Origin of the sequence: Streptomyces sp. V4I2, from assembly GCF_030817655.1 — a bacterium.
Lineage (GTDB): Bacteria > Actinomycetota > Actinomycetes > Streptomycetales > Streptomycetaceae > Streptomyces > Streptomyces plumbiresistens.
This window is the reverse complement of the sequence record NZ_JAUSZM010000003.1, coordinates 6,920,185-6,943,749: the sequence shown is the minus strand read 5'-3', so window position 1 is coordinate 6,943,749 and position 23,565 is coordinate 6,920,185. Positions and strand designations below refer to the sequence as shown.

Genomic DNA, 23,565 nt, shown 5'->3' with positions numbered 1-23,565 from the left:
GGGCACGGTCCGCTCCCCCGCTCGCGGGGGAGCGAAGAACACTTCGATCTGGCGCGTCTTCCCGGCCCTGACTTGAAACGTGACCCGCTGAGGCGGAAGCCCCCTCAAGATCCCGGCCTCACGCAGCCCGGCGACCTATGCGGTTCACTGCACCAGCTCGCAGTTGACGAAGACGGGTGCTATCTGGTCCGCATGGCGGCGGCGATCCGCCCGACGATCTCGTCGATCTGAACCAGACACTCATGTACTTGTGGTGGAGGTACACCAAGAGGGTCGTTCACGTCTACGTCACCCATGCGTGTCGACACGGCACCACGGCGAGCGGCCGCGCCCTGGACGAGGGTCACAAACCGTGCGGCCGGATCCACCACGCCTGCGGCGTCCTCTGAACGCACCAGCCGGGCGAACTCACGGAAGGTGAACGCACGGGACAACGCACGCACAGGGCACAGCCGCACAGCGGCCTCACGATGCTCCGTCGCAGCGCCCAGCACCAGGTCCGCGTTTTCGACCATCTCCTTGGTCAGTCGGCGGGAGCTCATCCCGCAGGGCTGCACGCCACGTCCGAGGAGGAAGGAGGCGACAGCAGCCGCCATTGGCATACCCGCGACGGCCCGGGTGCCGGCACTGCTCAGATGGATCACTTGCCGATGCTCCAGCAGTCGGTGCCTGAGCAGGCACTCGGCAAGCGGAGAGCGATAGACGTTGCCGGTGCACACCACAAGTACGTGGAACGGGGGCACACACCCTCCATGAGGGGAAGAAGAGAAGACCAAGACGTGCGGCGCGGTGTCAGTATTCATCCGACATCTCCGCCGGGTGAGGACTTCACAGAGCGTTTCTTCCCGGCTGTGGGGGTGTTCGGGATCGCGCCATCCGATCAAGCAGCGGTCGTCGGGTGAGCGTCGCGGCCCGGGCGGGGCGCTGATGCTCGACGACACCGCTTTCCTCAGGAAAGGCGCCACGTCGGTCGGGGTCGGCCTGCCGTACACCAGCACCTCTGAAAGCGACACGTGTGGGATCGCTGTGTTCGCCACTACACCACCGGCCATGGCCGGGCCTGGCCGACCGGGTGTCGCCGCGGTTCATGCCAGACGGGGGCCCAGCCCCTCGGTGGACCGCATGGCTCGCATCTCCTTGAGCGGAGTGGGCTGCGCCAGGGCATCGCGGGTCAAGGCGGTCGCCACAGGGCGACCAACCGCATGGCACATATCGGGCGCCCCCGCTCCTCGTATCTAGGGAACTGGCTGCCAGTCCGGTGATCTGCATACGCCATACGACGCCTGATCTCCAGAAAATGCTTAACAGCCGCCATTCGGCGCTATCTATGCACATACCGTACCCGCGGGCCGGACCATGCCGTCGCCCGATTCCATTTGAGGAGCGTGAATGCGATGACGGCCTCATCGAAGTGTCGTGCCGCCTTCGCGGCCGCGGCAGCCTCTGCTGTCCTGGCCGCAGTCCCAGTCGTAGGGGCCCAACCTGCCCACTCCCAGCCGTATCCACCCGGTGCCCCGAGCCTGACCCTCAGCGCCACCACCGTCGACGCAGGAGACGACCTCGACTTCACAGGGACCGGGTTCACTCCGAACGAGGGGGTGGACGCATTCCGCCTCTCCAAGCCGATCAAGCTGGGCCACTTCACCGCCGACGCGAACGGCACGGTGGAGGGCACCGTCACCATCCCCAAGTGGACCGATCCGGGCAAACACCTCTTCCGTCTCAAGGGAGAGGAATCAAAACTGACCCTCTCGGCCGAGATCACCGTACGCTCGCACAAGCCTCACCTCGCCAACACCGGTGAGGACCACTCGTCCGTTCTGTTGGGCGGAGCCGCAGGACTGCTCGCGCTCGGCGCCGGCACGATGATGGCCGTCCGGCGACGGAAGCACAACTGACCACCCCGCTCCATCGGGCAGCCGCGAAGCCTGCACCAATACCGGCGGCCGACAGCGGAACTTCCGACGCATGACCTCACGTTGTCGTCGAGGTACCCGCCGTCGGCCGCTGCCGCTCTGACCGCCTGAAGCAAAGCCCGCCAGGGAAGGCGGTCGAAACCCGGGCGGCCGGAGCCCGGTTCGGCACAGCAAGCAGCCCACCGTGGTGACCTGGGATCTCGTCCTCCAGGGCTATGCGGCGCCGTCCGAACAGAGCGGCACGGCACGGCACGGCACGGCGCCAGCATGATGCTGTGCCCGCCGCCCATGTCGAAGTAATCGACGTGGGCGTCCTCGCTCGTTTCGACGGGAAGCCCGGTGGGCTGAGCCGGCCGAGGTGCCGTGCCGACCAGGGACGGCACGTGCGCCGACCCCTCCCAGGCGGCTTCGCAGACAGCGGGCAGTCTCACCTGGATCCGGCCGTCGCAGGACAGGCGCCGTCAAGGAGCCGCCTACCATGGGCCCTTCCACGGATGGCACGGCGGGGGCGGTTCGCCTTCGGCCCCCGCCCCAGGCCGCCGTGGAGTCTGTCAGTGCCGCAGCGTCCCGGACTCGAGGTTTTCCACGTACCAGGCGTACGTCCGGGCGATTCCTTCCCGCAGGCCGATACGAGGAGCCCAGCCAAGCGCGGTGAGCCGGGAGACGTCAAGGAGCTTGCGCGGGGTACCGTCCGGCTGCTTCGTGTCCCACTCGACCCTCCCCCGGTACCCGACGACGTCCGCGACGAACTCCGCCAGTTCCCGGATGGTCAGGTCCGTACCGGTGCCGACGTTGACCGGACTGTCCGCGTCGTAGTGCTCGATCAGGTGCAGGCACGCCCGTGCCAGATCGTCCACATGGAGGAACTCCCGACGAGGCGTGCCACTGCCCCAGTTCACCACCCGTCGCGCACCCGACTCCCGCGCCTCGTGGAAGCGCCGCATCAGGGACGGCAGCACATGAGAGTGCTCGGGGTGGAAGTTGTCGCCCGGCCCGTACAGATTGGTCGGCATGGCGGAGATCCAGGGCAGACCGTACTGGCGTCGTACCGCCTGCACCTGCAGTATGCCGGTGATCTTGGCGATGGCGTAGGCGTCGTTCGTCGGCTCCAGAGGACCCGTCAGCAGCGCCTCCTCGCGGATCGGCTGCTCAGCGAACTTCGGGTAGATGCAACTGGAACCCAGGAACAGCAGCCTCTCCACCCCGTGCTCCAGGGCCGCGTCCAGCATGTTCACCTGGATGCGCAGGTTGTCGGAGAGGAACTCGGCGGGCCGGCTGGCATTCGCCTTGATCCCGCCCACTCGCGCCGCGGCCAGTACCACCACGTCCGGGCGCATGGCCGCGAACCAGTCGAACACCGCCTGGCGCTCCCTCAGGTCAGCTCCGCCGAGCCGGGCGCGACCACATCGGTGAACCTTTCGCGGCGAAGCTCCCTGCGCACCGCCGAACCGACCAGCCCCGAGCCCCGGCCACGAACACGCGCACCGAGCGGTCGAAGGGGCGGCGCACCCTGTCGTCCCGCACCGAGGCACGGGCGTTCACCGCCGAGGCCACCGGGACGGTGGCACCGGAATCAGCACAAGCGGCCATGGGCCTTGATGCCCTCCTTCACGGACGGTGTGCCGAGGGTCAGAGGCACTTTTGCTTGTCTGACCACCCGTCGGACATCAGGCTTCATGAAAGCGCGAGGCTAAGCGTCAGGAAGGTCGGAGTTCCCCGTCGTCGCCTTCAGCAGCGGTACCCACCGCTCACAGGACCTCGACCTGCTCGCCCCGGCATCGGTTTCGGGTGTCGAGGACGTATGACGCCGTCTTTTCGACGAGGGAGTAGTCGAAGACGTCGTGGTCGGTGGCCACGACGACCACGTCCGCCGCCCGGACCTCCTCTTCGGTGAACTCCACGCACATGATGTCCGGGGGCAGCAAGTGGGAGTCGGTGTACGGTTCCACCGCGACGACCTGGGCGCCGAGCTTGCACAGCGCCTGGGCGAGCATGACGGCCGGCGACTCGCGGATGTCCCCGGTGTTCTTCTTGTAGGCCAGGCCCAGTTGCAGGACCCGGGACCCCTTGACGGACTTGGCGCGTTCGTTCAGGCCCCGGGTGATCCGCGAGGTGACATAGGCGGGCATCTGATCGTTCATCTCGTTCGCCAGGGAGATGAAGCGGACGTCCTGTCGCAGCAGCCGTCTGACCTGCCAGGACAGATACGAGGGGTCGACCGGCAGGCAGTGTCCGCCCACGCCGGGGCCTGGAGTGAAGGGCATGAAACCGAAGGGTTTGGTGGCCGCGGCCTCGATGGCTTCCCAGATGTCCGCCCCCAACTGCCGCGAGACCATCGCCATCTCGTTGACCATAGCGATGTTGACGTGCCGGAAGGTGTTCTCCAGCAGCTTCGTCAGTTCGGCGGTGCGGCACGAACTGACCGGCACGGTGCGCTCCACGATGCGTGAGTAGAACCGCTCGACGCTGCGGAGTGAGGCGGGATCGATGCCCGAGGTCACCTTCGGCGTGTTCTCGAGGTGCCAGTCGGGGTTTCCGGGGTCGATGCGCTCGGGGCTGTACCCGAGGTGGAAGTCCACGCTCGCCTTCATCGCACTGCCCTCCTCCAGCAGCGGACGCAGCAGGCTCTCGGTGGTCCCCGGGTACGTGGTGGACTCCAGGACGACGGTGGCTCCGGCCGTGATGTGAGGGGCGATGCTCCGGCCCGCGCCCTCCACGAAGCTCAGATCGGGCACGCCGTCGCGCAGCGGCGTGGGCACGGTGATCACACACACGTCGAAGTCGACGATCCGGTCGTAGTCGGTGGTGGGCTCGTAGCGGCCGCTGTCCAGCGCGGCGGTCAGGCGTGCGCCGTCGACGCCCTCGATATAGGAATCGCCTGAGGCCAAGCGCTTCACGCGCAGTTCGTCGGTGTCCACGCCCACCACGAAGAAGCCGGCCTCCACCGCCCGCACAGCGAGGGGAAGTCCCACATATCCCTGACCGACGACAATCAGTTTCTCTTGCTCGTGCGGGTCGTGCGCCATCATTACCATGGCCTCCCGGGCAGTTAGAGTTCTCCGGTCAATTGAGGCACATACGATGCGCAGTGGGCCCATTGCCGCGTCATGTCTCCCCGGCATCACTCCAATCGAGTATCAGGCAGCCGCGTCGAAGTAACGTGAAGCGTGCCGATGTTTCGATGTCCTGCATTTATCCCATAGGTGAATGTTGGGCTCAGTACGACGATCGAGCCCTGTGGGAGTTGTCCGACGCTCACCCACCGAACCGGAGTGGCCCGCATGGATTCTTGTTCAAAGTACATGGTCACCGGTGGAGCCGGATTCATCGGCTCGCACCTCGTGGACGCGCTGTTGGCCGAAGGAAAGGAAGTGGTGGTCCTCGACAACCTCGCCACCGGGCGAATGTCCAACCTCGTCCGGGCGCAGGAGCATCCACGCTTCCGTTTTGTCCACGGCTCCGTGCTGGACGCACTCCTGGTCGACGAGTTGGCGCGCGAGTGCGACACCGTGGTCCATCTGGCTGCCGCCGTCGGGGTCAAACTCATCGTCGAGCAACCGCTGAAATCGTTCATCACGAACATTCGGGGTACCGAGACGGTCCTCGAGTCGGCCCAGCGGTACGGGCTCAGGGTTCTGGTGGCCAGCACCTCGGAGATCTACGGCAAGAACTCCTCGGGACAGCTCAGCGAAACCTCCGACCGAATCCTGGGAAGTCCTTCAGTGGTTCGGTGGTCGTACAGCACGGCCAAGGCGGTCGACGAGATCCTCACAGGCCTGTATCACCGCGAGCGGGGCCTGAAGGCGACGATCGTCCGGTTCTTCAACACCGTCGGCCCTCGCCAGAGCCCGGCATATGGGATGGTGATTCCGCGCTTTGCCCGGCAGGCGGTGCGCGGAGAGCCTCTCACCGTCCACGCGGCCGGTCGGCAAAGGCGCTGTTTTCTCCATGTCGCGGACGCCGTCGAGGCACTGCTGCTCCTGCTGGAGCAGCCAGGGGCGGACGGCGAGACATTCAATATCGGTTCCTCCGAAGAGATCAGCGTCCGCGAGCTCGGGGAGCGGGTCATCGCCCAGGCGGGAAGCGCCTCCTCGCTGGAATACGTGCCATACGCCGAGGCATACGGAGCGGGCTTTGAAGACATGCAACGCAGAGTGCCGGACACCACGAAACTTCGCGCGTTGACGGGGTGGCAGCCCAAGCACGACCTCACCGACGTGCTCACCGACGCCATCGCGGACGCACGCGGCGAGGTGAGCCGCTTGGCGTCGACGAGCCTGCCGGGCGGCAGGGCGGAGCGTCTTCCCGCGGCCACCGCGAGCATCGTCAAAACCGCACTGGCGGGCCCATGTCAGTCATGAGTCCCTTGCCGACGACGGTGATGGTCGGTTGCGTGGCCCTGGCACTCGGTACGCTGCTGACGGAACCGCTGCGGCGTTTCGCCCTGCGTCACGGCGTCACCGACCGGCCCAACGGCCGCAAGGGCCACACCCGGCCTACCCCGTACCTCGGCGGGATCGCCGTCGCCGTCGTCACGCTCGCCGCGGGAGCCGGCACGGCGTTCGCCGGAGGTTTCGGGAACCCGGGCCTCGCGGTACTGCTCGGGGGTGCCGCGATCATGGCGGTGTTGGGGCTCATCGACGACCTGCGCCCGTTGGGCCCGGCGCCGCGGCTGGGCGTGGAGACGACGGCGGCTTCGGTGGTCGTGCTAGTCGGCGGACATCCGACGGTCTTCGGCGGCGCGTTCGACGCCGTCCTCGCCGTCATGTGGATCGTCTTCACCACCAACGCGTTCAACTTGCTGGACAACATGGACGGAGCGGCTTCGTCGGTGTGTGCGGTCATCGGCGGATTCCTGTGCTGGCACGCGTGGTCGAGCGGACAGGCCGGGCTGGGAGTGGTCCTCGTGGCTCTCTCCGGCGCCTGTCTGGGTTTCCTCTTCCACAATTGGCACCCGGCACGGATCTTCCTCGGCGACTCCGGGTCCCTCTTCATCGGTTTCACCCTGGCGTCAGCGTCAGTGGTGCTCCACAAGGACGCGGCGGGTCTCGCGGTGCCCGCCGGGCTGCTGGTCACGACGCTGGTAGTCACCGTGGACACCGCACTCGTCATGCTGTCCCGTTACCGGGAGGCGAGGCCGCTGATGCAAGGGGGACTGGACCATGCGTCGCACCGGCTGCGCCGAATGGGGCTGACGGTGCGGCAGACTGTTGTGGCCATCGGGACGTTCGCGGCCCTGGGTGCTCTGTCCGGGGCACTCCTGGCACGGGGCGTCCTGCCGTCGGGTGGCCTGCTCCTGGCAGCCGCCGTGGTCGGCCTTGCCACGGTGGCGCTGTTGCTGAGAGTTCCTTCCCTCCCCGGCGGGGCACGGTCCGCAGCATCAAGGCGAAGGCTCTCCGTGGGGCGGCAGCTGGCCCGTCAGACAGCTGGCGAGCTCTCGAACGTACGGCAGGATCCCAACCCTCTCGGTCAGTCCGGCGCGGCCGGCGCCCGTGCTTCCACTGGTCCTATTCAGTGAGCATCGGCGGGGCGGGCGCCGTGGGAGCGGAATGGGAGGCGATGCTTCGTCGACATAGGTATTCGAGTCGGCCGTGGGGTGGAGCGATACTGCCATGCGCATTGTCCGGGTGAGTTACCGGGTTCCTCCAATGCCGGGTGGAATGGAACGCCACGTCGAGTGCCTGACGCGTGAGCAGGTCGCTCACGGGCACCAGGTGAGCATGGCGTTCCGCCACGGCTCAGTGGTCCCGCGGGGTGCCACGCGGCTGCCGCTGCGTGCCGCCACGCTGTCCCGGGCGCTGGCCCCCGCATCCGACCGGCTGGCGTTCGGGGCGGAGGTCGCAGCCGCCGTCCGGCGTCTGTGCGACGGTCCGGGTTCGCCCGCCGTGGACCTGGTGCATCTGCACGGCGACCATCTTGAGGCCTCCCTGCTCGGCCCCGTGTGCCGACGTCTCGGCATCCCGCTGTTCCTGACCGTCCACGGGGCCCTGACCCAACGTCACCGCCGCCTGGCACGGCACGCCTTCAAACATGTGGCGGCCTTCATCGCCCTCGGATCGGCCACGGCGGCGGATCTCGTCGCACGAGGGGTGGACGAGCGTCGCGTTCTCACGATGTCGAGCGGCCTGGAGTTGTCCGCCATGCTGTCGCCGACCGGCCCCCCGCCTCGTGAGCCGGGGCTGATCGTCAGTGTCGGCGCCCTGGATCCGGTGAAGAACCACGGCCTGCTCATCGAGGCGTTCCATGAACTGGCCCGCAGCCGGCCGACGCTGCGCTTTGTCATCGCCGGCGACGGGCCGGAGCGGGACCGGCTGGCCCGGCTGGCGGCGGCCGGACCGGGAGTGGAGCTGGCCGGTCCGCTCTCGCGGGCAGACGTCTACCGGCTCGTGCGCCGGGCCGAGGTCTTCGCACTCGCCTCGCGCCGACTCACCGGCAAGGGAGAGGGCGTACCGACGGCGGCGCTGGAGGCACTCGCTCTCGGTACCCCCGTGGTGGTGTCGTCGGAGGCCTCGCTCGAACCCGTGGTCACCGACCGCGAGGTCTACCGGATCTTCCGGTCAGGGTCGACGGCCGACGCCGTGCGCGTGCTGGGCGGCGTGCTGGACGACGAAACGGCCCGGAACAAGATGAGCGCGCTCGGAGTACGGGCAGCCTCCGCGCTGGACTGGGCGCTGGTCGCCGAGCGTGTCGAGAACTGGTACCGGGTGGGCCGCGACAGCGGTGTTCCATCCGACCTCCAACGGAATCCCAACCCGTGACGGCGTGAAAGCGAGAAGGAGGCAAGCATGCGTATATCCATCGAAATTCGCGGTCAAACCCTTGATGTCGCCCTGGATCCCCGGTGGGGGTCCACAGGACTGGACAGACGAACCTTTACACGCTCACCGCTCCCGGCGGCAGTACGGCCGTACGGGAGTGGCTCACGGCGGGGCCACCGGCTTCTCCCGCCGCCTCCGGCACGCCGCTACCGGCAAGGTCTGCACTGGCCGCGCTATGTCTGGGCGAGAACGGCGGCGTGAACCGCCCTTCCGCGCCACGTCTACTCGCTGGCGGCCCGACGCCTCGGCGCGCAGTCGAGGTAGCGCGCCAAGGCGGGCGCCGACTGAGCAGGCGGCGGTTCGGCCGCCGCCGAAGTGCTCAAGGACGCCCGCTGCGGACAGGCGGGGGCGAGTGCACATTGACCACGTCGGGCGAGAGGCCAGTGGTCCGGGACTCTGCGGCTGAGAAGGTGGCCGGAGCAGGTTCTCGTGATCTGCTGAATCCCCTTGGGGCCGTTTGCTGACGATCGAGTGATTCTGGATCGCGGCAACCGCAATCTGTCAATGTTTGGTGCGTTTCCAGTCATTTGGCGCATAGTGTCCTGCAGTGCAGAGCAGTTCTGGTCTCACAGACGCCCGCTCGCTCGATACCGAGAGGCCGCCGATGATTCTCCCTTGTCAGTTCCGCGTGCCCCGCAACCCGCGATGTGCGGGCCGACTCCTCGCCCTGTCTCACGGGGAGCACATCCAAAAACATTCCCCTGCAACCAAGCCTGCACGATGAAGGGGCAGATCATGGGCCAGGAGTTCGGCAGCGAAACCGCCGTCACCCGCCAGCCGCGGCCCAAGCTGGTCTACGTCATCCCCCACTTCTCCGTGGACTCCGCGGAACACTTCGCCCACATCCCCACACTGCTGGGGGCGCTCGGCGAACGGGTCGACGTTCTGGCCGTGGTGGAACGAGGGCATGCCCCCGAATCCTTGCCAGGCGTGCGCACTGTCCTCAACCTTGCGAAGCGAAGCAGGCTCGGCCGGCTCCTCGAAATGCTGCGCGCCATTCGGTACTGCGCCCGTTCGGGATACGACACCTACTTCCTGCGCTACTCACGGATCTTTGTGACGGTTCTGCTCCTGAGCCGGCCGTTCTACCGTCACAGGGTGCTGTTCTGGCGCAGTGGCATGGCGGACCTCGTGGAACCCGGACGGCGGGTCACCGTGCGTGCGCGGATCGACGAGGCGGTGAACTGGCTGGTGCTGCGGTTCGTGGACCGTCTTGTCACCGGCCCCGAGAGCATGGTCGACTTCATGGCGCGCCGCTGGAGTGTGCCCCGACGCAGGATCTCCCTTCTCTACAACGACATCGACACTGATCTCTTTGCTCCGCTGCCCGATGCAGAACGTGCCAGGACCCGGGCGCGCTTCGGCTGGGGCGACGACGAGTTCGTGGTCCTGTTCGTTCATCGCCTGTCCTTTCGCCGGGGTACACGCTTGCTCGCACCGCTTTTCGACAGCCTTCAGGCGCAACTCGAACACCCGGTACGGCTGGTCGTCGTGGGCGATGGTCCGGACCGGACACTGCTCGAAAAGGCGGCCACTGATCCGGGGCGCGAACGCATGGAGATCTGCGGTGAGGTCTGCAACCGGGAGCTACCAGGTGTCTACGCGGCCGCAGACTGCTTTCTCATGCCCAGCTTCGAGGAAGGGTTCGCCAGGGTACTGCTTGAGGCCATGGCGAGCGCCCTGCCCGTGGTCACCACTGACGCCGGCGGCTCCGTGGACGTGGTCGGACATGATTACCCCTACCGCATCCGGGTCGGCGACCTCAGCGCGTTGGCGAAGCATGTACAGGCGATCGCTGGCCTGACTGCTGTCCAGAGGCGAGACCTGGGCGTGCAGTTGCGTGCACGCGCGAGCACCGAGTTCTCCCCCCAACGAGTGGCCCGGATGCTGGAGGAACTGCTGTGAATGCTTGCTCGGTCGTGGTCGTCGGAGCTCACCCTTGGAGCAGCGAGGTGACCACGGACGATCTGAACCTGCGCCCGGCCAGGGCGCTGGCCGAACGCTTGGGCGGCAGGTACGACGTGATCGTCCCGAGTGGCGGAGCGCCCAGCGGTCAGGCCACCTTCGGGCCGGTCCGCCTGCACCGGCTGCAGTCGCCGAACCGGCTGGCTTTCCTCATCACCGCTCGACGCAAGATCGACGAGCTGGTCGCTCCGGGAGGGCGGAGCGTGTTGATGTCGAGTGAGCCGCTGGCGGCGGTGGCAATCGAGATGTCGAAGGCTCGGCGACGACGACCACACCTGGTGCATATCCAGGGCGAGGTTCTTTCACCCGGTCCGGAGTACGGCAGCCGGTTCAAGCGGTCCAGTCTCTCCCTCGCAGCGCGCATGGCGGTGCGACGCGCCTCCGCCGTACGGGTGGTCAGCCGGAAACTGGAAAGAGAAGTACAGGCCCTGACCAGTAGTCCGGTCGTCTTCCTTGGGAGCCGGGTCGACACCAGCAGGTTCCAGCCCGCCACTCCGCCCGCCCCCCAGACACCGCTGGTCGAGGGGGTGATGGTGGGGTCGCTTCTGGACGTCAAGAACCATGACACGGCCATTCGCGCCTGGGCCCGCGTCGTGGAGGAACTCCCGCACGCCAAGCTGCGCATCATTGGCGACGGGCCACGGCGTTCGCACGTTGAGGCTCTCGTGGACAGCTTGTTCCTGCGGGAGCACGTGGAGTTCGTCGGCACTGTCAGCCATGATCGAGTGCCCGGCCTGCTCACCAGTGCTCGGTGCTTCATCCATCCTTCCTGGTCAGAAGGCCAGCCGCGAGCTGTGCTCGAAGGGATGGCATGTGGACTACCGGTGATCTGTTCGGACATCTCCGCGCACCGGGAGATGGTGCCGGACGTGGGACGGCTCGTACCCCCCGATGACGTCGAGGGATGGACCGCTGCCCTGCTGGAGGTCCTGAGGGACCCGTCTCGATCAGCCGATATGGGTGGCCGCGCCCGCTCCCACATCATGAAGAGCTACCAGTTCGAAGCGAACCTCGATCGCTATGCCGAACTTATCCTCGCCGTGGCCACCGGCGAGTACCGCGAGGTAGTACGGACATAGGGCCATGAGGCGAGCTACGGGAATCCGCCCCAGGCAAGCCTCTGAAGAAGGGTTGCACAGCCTTGCCGTCCCGAAGGCAGTTGCTGTCGGGGCAGCAGGTTACGCTCGCCTGCCTCACCCCGGCGGTCCTCTCACCGGGGCACGGCGCGTTGAATGGGCTCGCGGCGACGAGCCGCGCGCGAAACCCCGTTTACCCCGACGGCGAATCAGGGGGTGCGAGCGGTAATCAGCCCCGGCGGGCCTCGGCCATCATGCTCAAGTAGAGGTCGTCGAACCAGTCGGCGGTTTCCGACACGTCCACCTTGGCGGCGTCCGCGCGGGCCCCGGCAGCGAGGACCCGATGGACTTCGGGGCGCATGGCCCGAAGGACGCCCTCCGCGAGGACCTCCGGCGAGCCCGGTGGAGTGAGGATCCCGTTGCGGTTGTCGTGGATCAGTTCGGGGATACCGCCGACCGCGGTGGACACCACCGGTACGCCGGCCGCGAGCGCCTCCATGACCACGACCGGCAGTCCCTCGTGTGTCGAGGACAACAGCAGGATGTCCGCCGCCGCCACCAGCCGACCCGCTCCCGGCACCAGGCCCAGGTAGCGAAACCGCTCCCGCAATCCGCGCCTGTCGATGTCCGCGAGCACCTGTTCACGCAAGGGACCGTCCCCGGCCAGGACGAACAGCGCGTCGGGGCGCTCGGCGAGTACCCGCGCGGCGGCTTCGATCAGCAGTGCGTGGTTCTTCTTCGGGCTCAAGCTGGCCACGCAGACCAGAAGGAACGCGTCGGCGGGAAGGCCGAACTCGTCCCGCACCTGTGCGGTCTGCCGTGCCCACGATTGCTGCGCCGCGACATCCACGCCGTGGACCCGGGTACGGACCCTGCGCGCACCTCGCACGGTGGGCGCGTCAGCCACCAGCGACGAGACGGCAACCGTCTGATCGTCCAGCCGCCGGGTGTGCCGGTCGAGCAGCATGGTGAGCGGGTGGTACCGAACCTGATGCACTGTCGACACTAGCAAGGGCCGGCGCCTCATCAGACGCAGGGCGGGGCGCAGCACCGCGGCGACCAACGGCGAGTGGAAGTTGACCACGTCGGGGGCCAACCGCCGGACCACACCAATGAGCCTGGCGTAACGCAGCCAAAGTCGGCCCGACCTGAGGTCGACCACCGTCACTCCGTCCTCCCGGAGCGCTTCGACCAGTTCCTCGGTGTCAGCCTGAAGAAAGACCACTGTGTATTCACGGTCCGTCCGGGGCGCGCGGCGCAGCCGTTCCACCAGAAGGACCTCGGCCCCACCGACGTTGAGTGTTTTGATCACTTCGCAGATCCGCGTCGTGGTCATCGCCGACCCATTCATTCCTCTCACGCCAGTGCGCCTTCCAGGCGCGACACCTCGAACGCCTCGCCGTGACGGGCGCGCATCTCATAGCCGCGGTAGCGCGATCGGGCCTCGACGCCTTCGATCCAAATGCTCGCCGTACTTCTCGTACTCCGACTTGTGCTGTCGCAGGGCCTGCAGTTTCTGTTCGATGCTGATGTACAGCTGCGGCCGGAAACCGACATAGCTGCGACCGGAGGGCACGATGGGCTCGTACATCACCACGGAGTTGTCGTACCTGCTGGCCGCAATGGTGGCGAGCCCGGTGTTCGCGTGGGACCGGTGGGTGTTGAACGGCCAGTGCGTGAAGACCATGGTCGCGCGGAAGTCGTCGACGACCTCGTTGATCGACTCCACGACGGCCGAGTGGTTCTCCACGTCCTTCGCCGGAAACCTGAGGATGTCGATTTCCTTCACCCCGAGTGTCGCCGCGGCCTCCCTGCCTTCGGCCACCGCCACATCCGCGTCGCAAAAGTGACTGCCGTTGTAGCTGGTGTACTCCGAGGTGCTCATCACCAGGAAACGCACCTGCGCTCCCGCGTTGACCAGCCTGGCGGCGGTTCCGCTCGCCGCCAGTTCGATGTCGTCGAGATGGGCTCCCACGAACAGACTGCGCTCGAAACATCGGGTTGCTGCAGAACATCACGTCTTCCTTTCGCGTAACGCCTGGCGTGGGCCCGGGAAGCGGACGGCACGCCGCGACGCGACGCCGCGTCACCCGGAGTCGGCCGGTGACCCAGCGGTGTGTCAGGCCCTGGAAACCGCGGCCTCGGCCTCAGCGTGGCACGCACATGGCCGCACGCTGCCGCCGACGAGCCGCCCCGGAGAGCCGGTGTACTCCAACGGCGTAGAGCGCCCGGGAGCTCCGCGCGCCGGATAAGTCAACGTGGCCCATCCGGTCGACACTTGGCCTGTACCACCACCGAGGATGCCGCAGACGGCGCTCCTCCAGTCAGCGGAGGGAACTCGCGGATGCGAACCCGGTCCCGGGAAGCTGTCCTTGTCATGGCCTGTGCCGCGGTGTTCGTCGTGCTGGTCACGGCACTCGGGATCGTGACCAGCACGACCGGCCCGGCAGAGGTCGCGGTACTTGTGCTGGGCAGTTCCCCAGCATGGCTGCCGACGGTGGCTCTGACGGCTGTCGCCGTACTGGCGGCGCTGGTGCTGTCGCCCACCCTTCTGCTGGCCGGCGCCGTCGTGGCTGGCCATGGGCTCGGCATCGCAGCCCTTCAGGAGCCACTGGCAGGGCCGCTGGTCATCAGCGACCTGCTACTGCTCGCCCATCTGCTGGCCTCCTTCGCCAAGCAGCGCATCGAGAAGGCGGCACTGTTCGCGCCCGTGTGCCGATGGCTGGGACTCTTCCTGGCCTGGTCCTTTCTGGCCACGGCGTCCGCCGGCGCGCCCATCACGCCGCTGCTACGGATCAGCGTCTACGCGGCCGTGTTCGTCCTCTTGTCGAACCACCCGATCGATCGGACGCTGATGTACGGGGCCGTTCTGTGCTACGCCCTGGTCAACCTGGTGGGCGGAGTACTCCTGGGGCAGTCGCGGCTCATCGGGCTCGACATCGGAGACCCGGCGCAGATGGGGGCACTCCTGCTGGCCGCGCTGTGCCCGCTGCTGACGACCGAACTGCGGTTCACCGGCCGGTGGGTGGTCGGCGCGATGCTGCTGGGCGGAATCTTCCTGACGCAGACACGTAGCGTGTGGTTCGCCACGACCGTGGTGCTCGTCGTCTGGGCGCAGAGGAAGGTGTCGCTCGTCAGGATCGGAGCCATCCTGCTGGTGCTCGCACTGCTGGGGTTGGGGACCGTCGACCTGGTCACCCGCTGGTTCGGCCTCAATCCGTTCAGCGGGGATCTCCGCACGCTGAGCATGATCAACGGAATCCATGCCGGCATGCAGGAGCCCTTGTTCGGGGCCGGATGGGGGCGGATCTCGTTCGTGGATTGGGCAGGGGCCTCTGTGCCGCCCTCGCCCGACCCGGTCATGCCCTACAACCTACTTGTCGGCGTGTTCGCCTCGGTGGGCCTGCCTGCCGCTCTTCTCCTCCTGCTGTTCCTGGGAGAACTCCTGCGCCGACTGGCCCCCCAGCGTGGAACTCCTCTGCTGTTCACGGTCGGAGTGCTCGCCATGTCGCTGACGGAGATGACCTTCTATGCCGGATCGATGCTGACGGTTCTGTTCTTCGTCTACGCGGGAATGGGTCTCGGCAGGGAGCCACGAGGGCTCGGCATCGACGGAACGCCGACGCCGTACGGCGTGGGAACCACGGGCAGGTGCCCACCCTCGACGGACCACGAGGCCTCGGCGCTACCCGACGCCACACGGGGCGCGCCTGCGTTGACGTGAATGACGCCGGTATCGGGAACGGGCCGCACTCGTCCGCTTACCGTAGGGGCTTGCCCAGTCGGCGGAGGGTATGGCAGTGCGCGGCTTTGGTGATCGGGGAAGGCTCGTGTTGCGGGGCCGAATAGGCCGACCGTGCTCAGGAACAGCGCTGACGCGCCACGGCGCCTACCACCTGGCAGCGCTCACGACATCACGCCGACAAGGCCGGCCCGCCCTCCGGCCGGAAGAAACTCGTCCAGCAACTCGGCGTACCTCTGGGCGAGCACGTTCCAGTCCACGAGGGAGGCCGCCGCACGTGCGTTGTCCGCCAACCGCCCGCGTAGCACCGGGCTGCGCAGCACGTGTGTGAGGTGGCGGACGAACTCCTCGGTGGTGTCGACGACGATGCCTGCGCCTGTGCGGGTCACCAGGTCGGTCGGGACGCAGCGGTAACCGATCACCGGTACTCCCGCGCTGATGTACTCGGACAACTTGACAGCGGCGCGCCGGTGTTGAATGCGTCGTGGATAGACAGCGGCATCGAATGCGGCGAGATAGGTCGGCACCTGGTGCTGCGGAACCCGGCCGACGATCTCGATGTCGTCCCGGCCGTCGAGCTTGCGGCGCAATCCGGCGCCGATTCCGCCTACCAGCCACAGGCGGGCGCGCGGACACGCTCTCACCACGGCGGGCCACACCTCGTCGACGAGGTGGTCGACGTCGTAGGCAGTGCCGGCGCCGGCCTCCTCGGCGGTCTGGTGCCAGGCTGCCACATACCCCACGGTCAGCTCCCCGGGCACGCGGCGCTGACGCAGCTGTCTGGCTAGACCGGGGTCGACGCCGAGAGTTGACGCGCCCTGGCCGATGACTCGGATCGGGGCCCGGATGCCCAGTTCACAGTAATGGTTGGCGGCGGACTCGTTGGTCACCACGATCGCGGCCACGCGCTGAGAGCCGAGCAAGGAGATCTCCTCCGTCGTGAAGAAGGGATCGTCCATGTCCACGACGACTGGAAACCGCGTATGAGCGATGTGCTGGACGTTGGTGATGAACCCGTAGCGGTAGGTTCTCGCCGCACGGCCGAACAGGTATGTGTTGTGTACCCCGCTTGTCATGTGCAGCGTCCGGAACTGCACTCCGCGGACATACCTGTTGTCAGCGCATTTCAACAGGTAGTTGTCAATACGGTGCAGCCGGGGCAGCAGGCTCTCATATCGGGCGTTGCTTCCCGTGAACCAGATGTTCGTGTGAAAGATACGGTTCTCTGCGTCGCCTTTGCGGCCGAGACTCAGAAAAGCCGTCGGGCTCTTCCCGGCAACCACCATGGCCATCCCCGGTCAGCCGGAGTAGGGGCGGGTGCAGAAAAGGAAGTTGGTGTGGAGGAGGTCTGGATCTCTGAAACGGCCGGTCACTGGAACAACCCCCTGGGCGCTGATGTGGTAGACGTGCGTGTATCCGGCGGGAGTCACCACCTGGCGAGCACTCTCCAGCGCCGCCGGGTCAAGGCACTCGATGATCAGGTGAGGTGCGCGGGTGCGGAGAACCTCGGACATTCCCCCCAGTACCTGTGACTCCAAGCCCTCCACATCGATCTTGACCAGGTCCACCGGCATACCTGAGAGGAGTGCGTCCCCCGTCGTCACCTCGGCCTCGATGGTCGCCTCCCCCTGGAGAGGGGCGCGAAGTGATGCCGCGTGGGTCCGTTTGCGCGGGATGGAGAGTGTGGCACTTCCCGGTGCGTCAGACAGCGCCGCCGCCACCACCGTGAGTCGTTCGGTGAGTCCGTTCAGCGCGGCATTGGCCCGGATGCGCTCGGCCAGGCCCGGGTTCGGCTCGCAGGCGATGACCCGCAGCTCGGGATTGGCAAGGCATCCCAGGATCGAGTAGATCCCGGTGTGCGCTCCCACATCGACGAATACACGGGACTTCTTGGCCAACGAGTACAGCAACGGCTGGGTTGTTCTCTCCCAATCCCGCATATCGCGCCAGACGATCATGCGGCCGAACCCGTCCTCCTCGAAACACTCATAACGGAACGGGGACCCGTCCGGGGCATGCAAGGTGGCCACGCCGATGGGTTGGAGCCGTCGGTACAAGGCTTTGGGGAGACAGTTGTGCGTGGCCCCCTGCTGGATCAGACGCTGCATCGCCGGGCTTCGTCGGACAATGCCGTTCCTGATGCTGATGGCAGTGGAGCGCAAGGACGTTGTGGTCATCTGCAATAACTCCTCTTTGAGTCTTGAAACCTGGTATCTGACGATATATGAGGCATCATCGCCTACAGGGCTTCGCCACCGCCGGTGGTCGGCCGTTCACCCGTGAGCAGGGGGCGAGCAGGGATTGCGGTGCCTGTCCCGACAGACGCCGGTCTCTGTCCCGCCCGAGTGCTCATGCGCATGAGCTGTCCGCCGACGCCTTCATCTGGCGTGGCGAAGCCGGGGTGTCCGCACCGGGCAGGGTCCGGGTGAGGAACCACAGCACGACGAACCAGCCGACCGTGCTCAGAGCCAGTAGGCCCAGGGAGCCCCAGGCGAAGGTCAGCGCCACGAGTGACGCGCCGGCCCAGATCTGGGTGACGCCGACCAGAACTCCCAACTGGCAGAGACCTTCGACGGTCAGGAAGGCCAGTCGGACGCCTGGGAAGCCCAGGGCTGGCGGCAGCACCTTCCCCCAGACCACGCCGCCGCGCAGCGCAGCTCCGGCCACCAGCACCACGGCGGTTGTCGACAACATCACGTACTCATGGCCGTAGACCAAGGTCAACAGCGGGCCCACCAGGGGCGTGGCGATGACGACGGCGATGACCCCGATACTCCCGATCAATGCACTGCAGCGCAGGGTGTCGCGCACCACCGCCGCACGGCGCCCCTCGGCGCCAGCCTGCGCCAGACGAGGGTAGAGCTGCGTCGCCACCGGGCTCACGAAACTCGAGAAGAGGCGGCCCGGTGCGGAGGCAATCCTCAGGTACGTCACGAGCGTCGGACCGCCGAGCAGTCCGGCCAGAACGGAGATACCGGTGTCCGAGGCCAATGAGACGGACCCTGCCGCCGAACTCTTCACCAGGAAGGGCACCAGGCCGATGGGCATCGCGGCAGGGCCGACAGCGGGCGAGCCGCATGCTTCGCGCACCCGTCGGCAGGCACTGGTGGTCAGCACGGATGTGGACACCAACGCCATGACCACGGTTGCCGCGAGGTAGCCGATCGGGCCGGCCACCAGCAGGACCGCAAGCGTGCCCAGGCAACCGACGACGGCGAGAACCAGACGGATGGCGCCCAGTCGGGCCAGCTGGTCGGCGATCGCGAAACCGGACGATGCGCTCCCGGAAGGAGTGGCCGCCCCGGCAGCCAGCATGGCCAGCAGGAACAGCCAGAATCGATCGCCGGAAACCCATCCGGTGGCGGAGGCGGCCATCACCGCGACTACTCCCGCCATCGTCGCCAGCACCCCGGCCGCGACATCCAGCCGGAGCAGCCGGATATACAGCCGGGTTCCGCGGCCATGGCCTCGAAGCCGCTCGGCGGGGACGAACCGCTGCTGCGCGTCCTCGAAGCGCGGATCCCACAACAGGAACCAGATTGATGCCACCGCCTGGGCGAACAGCACCTCTCCCGCCCCGGCGCCGCCGCCCATTCTGACCAGAGCCGCGGTGGTGGCGAACGACAGGGCCGACTCGATCTGACCGGCGGCCGTGAGCGAGCCGAAGGTCCGCAGATGCCTCTGCCACGACCGCCGTTTCCACCCCGGCCCGGCGTGTTGCTGTCGCTGGGTCTCCTTCACAGGACCTCGTCGCGCTCCCTCCGGATGTGGCCGTGCGGCATCGGCGGTTTCACAGGCCGGCGTGCGGTTGTCGGGGTCAGAGCACACCGGCACCAGCCGGTTCGCCGGCTGACCGCGCCGCGTACTCCGGAAGCCCGCGGAACCACCGCACCGTGTCCGCCAGCCCGTGGTCCAGCGGCACCGGGGTGACATCGGGGAAGAGGCCACGCAGCACGCCGTCGGCGGCCTGGGAGTCACGGACATCTCCGGGACGGGCTGCCAGGTGTTCCACTGTGGGCGGTGGACCTCCCACCGCCGTGGCGAGGCGCTGGATGAGCTCGCGGATGGAGACCCGGGTACCGAAGGCCAGGTTCACGGGACCGGCGCAGGTGACCTGGTGGAGCACGGCGTCAGCCAGGACCCGGACAACGGTGCCGACATATGTGAAGTCACGCGTCTGCAGACCGTCGCCGTGGACGGTCACCGGTGCTCCGCGCAGCATGGCGTCGATGAACGCGGGGACGACCGCGGCATAGGCGTGCCCCGCGGGCTGGAGCGGTCCGTACACGTTGAAGAAGCGCAGCGCGAGCACGGGGAGGCCGAAACTGGCTCCGTGCGCGAGTACGTACGCCTCCGTGGCGAGCTTGCTTGCGGCGTAGGGACTGAGAGGGCGGGTCGGCAGGTCCTCGTGCTTGGGCAGCGTGGGGACCGCTCCGTAAACGGACGAGGAGGAAGCGGCGACCAGATGAGTGCCTCGGCGGCGGCACGCCTCCAGCACTCGTACGGTGCCGGTGGCGTTGACTTCGTGGCTGGCGAAGGGGTCAGCGAGGGAGCGGGGGACGGACGGGCGCGCGGCCAGGTGCACCACGGCGTCCGCAGCGGAGACCACGTCGTCCAGCAGATCGGTGTCGAGGATGCTGCCTTCCACCAGTTCCGCGTCGACGCCCTTGAGATTGGCCGCGCTGCCGGTGCTGAGATCGTCCAGGGCGGTGATCCGCCCGACTCCGGGACGGGTGGAGAGTTCACGGCACAGGTTCGCGCCGATGAATCCGGCTCCGCCGGTGACTACTACGTTCATTTCCCTTCACCCTCTGTCGGAGTAGGCGGCCACCAGCCATGCGCCACGGCGATGGAGGCGTAGAGGCGGTGGGTGTCGTCGACCAGGCGCTCCGCGCCGAAGCGGCGCGTGGTCCAGGAGCGGGCGCGCTCGCCCATGTCGTGACGCAGGCGCGGGTCACGAAGGAGACGCACGGTGTGGCGGGTCAGCTGCGGGACGTGCGGTCCGCACAGCAGCCCGGTCTCCCCGTCCCGTACGACCTCCGCCACGCTGCCCACGTCGGTGGCCACCACGGGCACCCCCGCTTGGCCCGCCTCGATGAGGCTGACCGGCGTCCCCTCGTTGTCGGAGGTGAGCAGGACAACGTCCGCCGCCGCGTACACGGTCTCCACGTCGGTGCGCCAGCCCAGGCGGTGGAGAGCACCGTCCAGGCCGGGGTTCTGCTGCAGGGCGGGTCCCAGGTCGCCTTCCCCGCACATCAGAAAGTGGGCCTCGGGAACCGCGCGACGTACCTCCTGCGAGACGGCCAGGAAGCGGTCCGGCCGTTTGATCTGCGTCACCCGGCCGACGTAGGCCACCACCGGGGCGTCCTGGGGGAGGCCCAGCATGCGCCGGGCCTCGGAACGCTCCGGCGGGCTGGGGAGCAGGGTGCCGGGCGGCACCACCGCGTACTGTTCCGTCCGGCCGATTCCTGCGGCGAGGAGTTCGTCGCGCACTCGTTCGCCGACCGCCACCAGCCGGTCGGTGCCCCGTGCCAGCCGTCGCTCGGCGTGTACGACCAGTCTGGTCTTCCGGGGTGAGAAGTAGCCGTGCAGCAGATGCCCGTGAAACGTGTGCACCCGGGCGGGGACGCGGGCCGTGATCGCCGCGATACGCCCGAGCGCCCCGGCTTTGGCCGTGTGCGTGTGAACAATGTGCGGACGGAATTGCCGCATTGCCGCGACGAGTTCCCGAAGAGCCCGGACGTCATCAGTGGGTCGCACCGCTCGCCCCAGGAAGGGCACACGGGACACCGCGACATCGGTGGCCGACTTTTCGATGTAGTCCGCTTCGTCCGGTCCCACGGAACCGGCGAACAGCCGGTGGTCGAAACGCTCGGTGTCCAGGCCGCGCATCAGGGCGGAAATCTGTAGGGCAGGTCCACCGATGTTCATCCTGGCGATGACTCTTATGACGCGGAGACGCATAGACGGTGACCTCGCTTTTCGGAATTCGAATGAGCGCCGGCTGAAGAATGTTCCGGCCGAGGCCGGGTGCCCGATCGCGGGGAGCTCGTTGCGTCTATTCGCAGACGGACACGGCCTCCAGGCGGGCGCGCGTCGGCGTGACCAGCGGCTGGTCCAGCAGCGCCGGGGTGCGGTTGCTGATCGGTTCCAGGAGGTCGAGCGTCAGCGTACGGCTGCTCTGCGCGGGCAGTTCCACATCCAGCGTGTAGACGGCGTGGCCGCGTTCGACGCTGCTGCCTACGGTGACTCGGTGACCGTCCAGGGTGGCGCCGGTCAGGTGTGCGCCCGAGCTGGCGTAGTAGGAGACGAGCACGCGGTTGTCACCGGGCCGGGTGAGGTACGGCGGCTTGTCGACACGCTGAGTGACATAAGGGGGGAGCCCCGACGCGGGGGCCCGGTTGTCGAGTGTGACTCGCGCGGTGACCTTTCGTCCGTGCGGAGTGCAGTTGCCGGGAATCCAGTGCAGCTTCCGCTCCAGGTAGTAATCGAGCTTGCCGCCCGCGGCGTTGTTGACCACCACTCCCGCGATCGGTCCGGGCTGCGACGGCAATGCCCCGGCCAGGGGGTGTTTCTGCAGCAAACTTTGTTCCCGACTCTCGGCGCTCCACACTTTCAGGCGTCCTTGTTGCGTGATGTCGTAGGTCGCCTTGAGGAGTTCCGGCAGCTGCTCAGGGGTGCTCAAGGCACCTGTGAACCTGGCGGCTGCGGCTCGGGCGACACCGAGGAGGAACGCCTTGCGCTCCCGGCTGTCGGCGAAGCGGGCATAACCGGTGCGCTCGGTGAGGTCCAGTACGTTGTCGGCCGTGAGCGCCGTACCGTCGGGCAGTCGGCCCGGGCCCGTCGCCTGCAGAAGCCTCGCCAGAGCGCTGGGATCCACGGCGGCCGCACCCTCCACCTGCTGTCCGCTGTACTTGCTCCACACGGCCGTCCAGATGCGGGCCGCGTAGGGGAAATGGGGGCTGACGTTCGAGTTGGCCCAGGTGCCGGTGGGGTCCATGGCGCCGTACTGAGCTCGGTACTCGGCTCCCAGGTCGACGGCGGGGCGCACATTGGCCAGCATGGTGTCGGTGCCGAAGGTCTCGAACTGCAGCCTTCCCTGAGCGGCTGTCAGTACGGCGAAGGCTCCGGGGAGGCCTCCTGTGCCTCTCGCTTCGGCGGTGTTCTGGAACACGACGATGTAGCGCCGCGGGCCGTCCACTCCCAACATGGAGGGAAGCACGCGGCCCGCCACAGCCATCTCGGCCATGGCGGGGGCCGTCTGTTGGAGCTGAGAGACCAGCTGGGCACGCGCCCGATCGAGACCCGGCACCCAGGACGTACGAGGCAGCCCATCGGCGAGAGTGCGAGTGTCGGCGGCAGCCCGTGCGGCCTGCTCCAGCGCCGGGGCCGTGCCGCGGAGTTCGGACAGCAGGGCCAGTAGCCCGGTGTGGCGGACATCGTCGGTCGGCTGCGCTACGAGTTCCACCATCGGCGGCAGTACGTCACCGGTCAGTCGGTCGGCGGCTTGGGCGATGCCGCGAACCGTGGTGACGGGCCGGCCCAGATACGGCACGTGCGAAGCCATGTACCAGGCAGGCCCGGTGGTGAGTTGGTGTGCCCGGGCGGCATGCGCCGCCGCGCTCTGCATCGCTTTCTCCGGGCTCGCCGGGGCGACGTTCCCCGACGAGCTCATGACGGATTGCTTGAGCGCTGAAAGCTCTCGCTCCACGTTCAGCAGCTCGGAGCGGGCGAGCAGCCCGGTGACCCCGATCCAGGCGGCGCCGGCCACGCACAGCGTGGCGGCGGCCAACAGCGCGTTCCTGACCGAACGACGCCGACCGGATCCGCGCAGGCGGAAGAGGCTTCGGGCAGGACCGGGATTCCCTGGAACGGCGGGCACTTGTCGCTCCGTCATGTCCCCCCACTCGGCAACGTCGTCATGTTCTCCACTCTTCTCGAGTGAGTCCAAGTCAGGCGGTGATGTGGCACAAGCCTTTGACCGAGACATGGATACATGGACGAACGGAGTGTCCGGCTGCCGAGCAGACCGGTGTTGCAGGAAGTCA

17 protein-coding genes and 1 pseudogene are annotated in these 23,565 nt (G+C 67.5%); 7 read left to right on the top strand and 11 right to left on the bottom strand.

Annotated elements, in window-relative coordinates; all coding sequences use genetic code 11:
• Window positions 1-179: 179 nt before the first annotated feature.
• The gene (locus QFZ76_RS32910) at window positions 180-803 is read right to left on the bottom strand and encodes a low molecular weight phosphatase family protein (protein WP_307677099.1); all 624 of its coding nucleotides are present in this window, start codon (window positions 801-803) and stop codon (window positions 180-182) included.
• A 795-nt stretch (window positions 804-1,598) separates the two neighbouring features.
• Between QFZ76_RS32910 and QFZ76_RS32905 the strand changes: the two genes are divergently transcribed.
• Window positions 1,599-1,898 carry an LPXTG cell wall anchor domain-containing protein gene (locus tag QFZ76_RS32905; RefSeq protein ID WP_307677098.1) on the top strand — a complete coding sequence of 100 codons (300 nt, stop codon included), beginning with the start codon at window positions 1,599-1,601 and terminating at the stop codon, window positions 1,896-1,898.
• Between the two features lie 569 nt (window positions 1,899-2,467).
• Here QFZ76_RS32905 and QFZ76_RS32900 read toward each other — a convergent pair.
• A pseudogene (locus QFZ76_RS32900) lies at window positions 2,468-3,372 on the bottom strand (GDP-L-fucose synthase family protein).
• Window positions 3,373-3,664: 292 nt separating this feature from the next.
• On the bottom strand, window positions 3,665-4,945 hold the full coding sequence (locus tag QFZ76_RS32895; RefSeq protein WP_307677097.1) for a nucleotide sugar dehydrogenase: 1,281 nt from the start codon (window positions 4,943-4,945) through the stop codon (window positions 3,665-3,667).
• Window positions 4,946-5,197: 252 nt separating this feature from the next.
• On the opposite strand from QFZ76_RS32895, the gene QFZ76_RS32890 reads away from it, so the two are divergent.
• The 5 genes from QFZ76_RS32890 (at window position 5,198) to QFZ76_RS32870 (ending at window position 11,778) form a co-directional block, all read left to right on the top strand.
• Window positions 5,198-6,277 carry an NAD(P)-dependent oxidoreductase gene (locus QFZ76_RS32890; RefSeq protein WP_307680201.1) on the top strand — a complete coding sequence of 360 codons (1,080 nt, stop codon included), beginning with the start codon at window positions 5,198-5,200 and terminating at the stop codon, window positions 6,275-6,277.
• On the top strand, window positions 6,274-7,434 hold the full coding sequence (locus tag QFZ76_RS32885) for a glycosyltransferase family 4 protein (RefSeq protein ID WP_307677096.1): 1,161 nt from the start codon (window positions 6,274-6,276) through the stop codon (window positions 7,432-7,434). The genes QFZ76_RS32890 and QFZ76_RS32885 overlap by 4 nt, the downstream gene beginning before the upstream one ends.
• Window positions 7,435-7,576: 142 nt before the next feature.
• A complete protein-coding gene (locus tag QFZ76_RS32880) occupies window positions 7,577-8,674 on the top strand; it encodes a glycosyltransferase family 4 protein (RefSeq protein WP_307677095.1) in 1,098 nt (365 codons plus the stop codon).
• A 795-nt stretch (window positions 8,675-9,469) separates the two neighbouring features.
• Window positions 9,470-10,639: a glycosyltransferase family 4 protein gene (locus tag QFZ76_RS32875; protein WP_307677094.1), complete on the top strand. Its 1,170-nt coding sequence runs from the start codon at window positions 9,470-9,472 to the stop codon at window positions 10,637-10,639.
• Window positions 10,640-10,686: 47 nt separating this feature from the next.
• Complete coding sequence (locus QFZ76_RS32870) at window positions 10,687-11,778, top strand: glycosyltransferase family 4 protein (RefSeq protein ID WP_307677093.1); 1,092 nt, start codon at window positions 10,687-10,689, stop codon at window positions 11,776-11,778.
• 226 nt (window positions 11,779-12,004) lie between these two features.
• Here the strand turns inward: QFZ76_RS32870 and QFZ76_RS32865 are convergent, their stop codons facing one another.
• Window positions 12,005-13,111 carry a glycosyltransferase gene (locus QFZ76_RS32865; protein ID WP_307677092.1) on the bottom strand — a complete coding sequence of 369 codons (1,107 nt, stop codon included), beginning with the start codon at window positions 13,109-13,111 and terminating at the stop codon, window positions 12,005-12,007.
• 81 nt (window positions 13,112-13,192) lie between these two features.
• The gene (locus QFZ76_RS32860) at window positions 13,193-13,750 is read right to left on the bottom strand and encodes a PIG-L deacetylase family protein (protein WP_307677091.1); all 558 of its coding nucleotides are present in this window, start codon (window positions 13,748-13,750) and stop codon (window positions 13,193-13,195) included.
• 369 nt (window positions 13,751-14,119) lie between these two features.
• Between QFZ76_RS32860 and QFZ76_RS32855 the strand changes: the two genes are divergently transcribed.
• Window positions 14,120-15,499 (top strand): O-antigen ligase family protein, encoded by a 1,380-nt coding sequence (locus QFZ76_RS32855; RefSeq protein WP_307677090.1) that lies wholly within the window; start codon window positions 14,120-14,122, stop codon window positions 15,497-15,499.
• 182 nt (window positions 15,500-15,681) lie between these two features.
• Here QFZ76_RS32855 and QFZ76_RS32850 read toward each other — a convergent pair whose 3' ends face one another.
• The 6 genes from QFZ76_RS32850 to QFZ76_RS32825 all read right to left on the bottom strand — a co-directional run bounded on the left by QFZ76_RS32850 (window position 15,682) and on the right by QFZ76_RS32825 (window position 23,309).
• On the bottom strand, window positions 15,682-16,809 hold the full coding sequence (locus tag QFZ76_RS32850; RefSeq protein ID WP_307677089.1) for a glycosyltransferase: 1,128 nt from the start codon (window positions 16,807-16,809) through the stop codon (window positions 15,682-15,684).
• A 6-nt stretch (window positions 16,810-16,815) separates the two neighbouring features.
• Entirely contained in the window at window positions 16,816-17,694 is an 879-nt protein-coding gene (locus QFZ76_RS32845) for an FkbM family methyltransferase (RefSeq protein WP_307677088.1), read from the bottom strand.
• Window positions 17,695-17,866: 172 nt separating this feature from the next.
• A complete protein-coding gene (locus tag QFZ76_RS32840; RefSeq protein ID WP_307677087.1) occupies window positions 17,867-19,258 on the bottom strand; it encodes a lipopolysaccharide biosynthesis protein in 1,392 nt (463 codons plus the stop codon).
• 76 nt (window positions 19,259-19,334) lie between these two features.
• Window positions 19,335-20,315, bottom strand: coding sequence for an NAD-dependent epimerase/dehydratase family protein (locus QFZ76_RS32835; protein WP_307677086.1), 981 nt, complete (start codon window positions 20,313-20,315; stop codon window positions 19,335-19,337).
• The gene (locus QFZ76_RS32830; RefSeq protein ID WP_307677085.1) at window positions 20,312-21,448 is read right to left on the bottom strand and encodes a glycosyltransferase; all 1,137 of its coding nucleotides are present in this window, start codon (window positions 21,446-21,448) and stop codon (window positions 20,312-20,314) included. The genes QFZ76_RS32835 and QFZ76_RS32830 overlap by 4 nt, the downstream gene beginning before the upstream one ends.
• Window positions 21,449-21,575: 127 nt before the next feature.
• Window positions 21,576-23,309, bottom strand: a complete 1,734-nt coding sequence (locus QFZ76_RS32825; protein WP_307677084.1) for a DUF4012 domain-containing protein — start codon at window positions 23,307-23,309, stop codon at window positions 21,576-21,578.
• Window positions 23,310-23,565: the final 256 nt, after the last annotated feature.

Coding starts and splice junctions, on each gene's coding strand:
- QFZ76_RS32910 (WP_307677099.1), bottom strand. CDS start 803: ATGAATACTGACACCGCGCCGCACGTCTTGGTCTTCTCTTCTTCCCCT.
- QFZ76_RS32895 (WP_307677097.1), bottom strand. CDS start 4,945: ATGATGGCGCACGACCCGCACGAGCAAGAGAAACTGATTGTCGTCGGT.
- QFZ76_RS32890 (WP_307680201.1), top strand. CDS start 5,198: ATGGATTCTTGTTCAAAGTACATGGTCACCGGTGGAGCCGGATTCATC.
- QFZ76_RS32885 (WP_307677096.1), top strand. CDS start 6,274: ATGAGTCCCTTGCCGACGACGGTGATGGTCGGTTGCGTGGCCCTGGCA.
- QFZ76_RS32880 (WP_307677095.1), top strand. CDS start 7,577: ATGGAACGCCACGTCGAGTGCCTGACGCGTGAGCAGGTCGCTCACGGG.
- QFZ76_RS32875 (WP_307677094.1), top strand. CDS start 9,470: ATGGGCCAGGAGTTCGGCAGCGAAACCGCCGTCACCCGCCAGCCGCGG.
- QFZ76_RS32865 (WP_307677092.1), bottom strand. CDS start 13,111: ATGACCACGACGCGGATCTGCGAAGTGATCAAAACACTCAACGTCGGT.
- QFZ76_RS32855 (WP_307677090.1), top strand. CDS start 14,120: ATGCGAACCCGGTCCCGGGAAGCTGTCCTTGTCATGGCCTGTGCCGCG.
- QFZ76_RS32850 (WP_307677089.1), bottom strand. CDS start 16,809: ATGGCCATGGTGGTTGCCGGGAAGAGCCCGACGGCTTTTCTGAGTCTC.
- QFZ76_RS32845 (WP_307677088.1), bottom strand. CDS start 17,694: ATGACCACAACGTCCTTGCGCTCCACTGCCATCAGCATCAGGAACGGC.
- QFZ76_RS32835 (WP_307677086.1), bottom strand. CDS start 20,315: ATGAACGTAGTAGTCACCGGCGGAGCCGGATTCATCGGCGCGAACCTG.
- QFZ76_RS32830 (WP_307677085.1), bottom strand. CDS start 21,448: ATGAACATCGGTGGACCTGCCCTACAGATTTCCGCCCTGATGCGCGGC.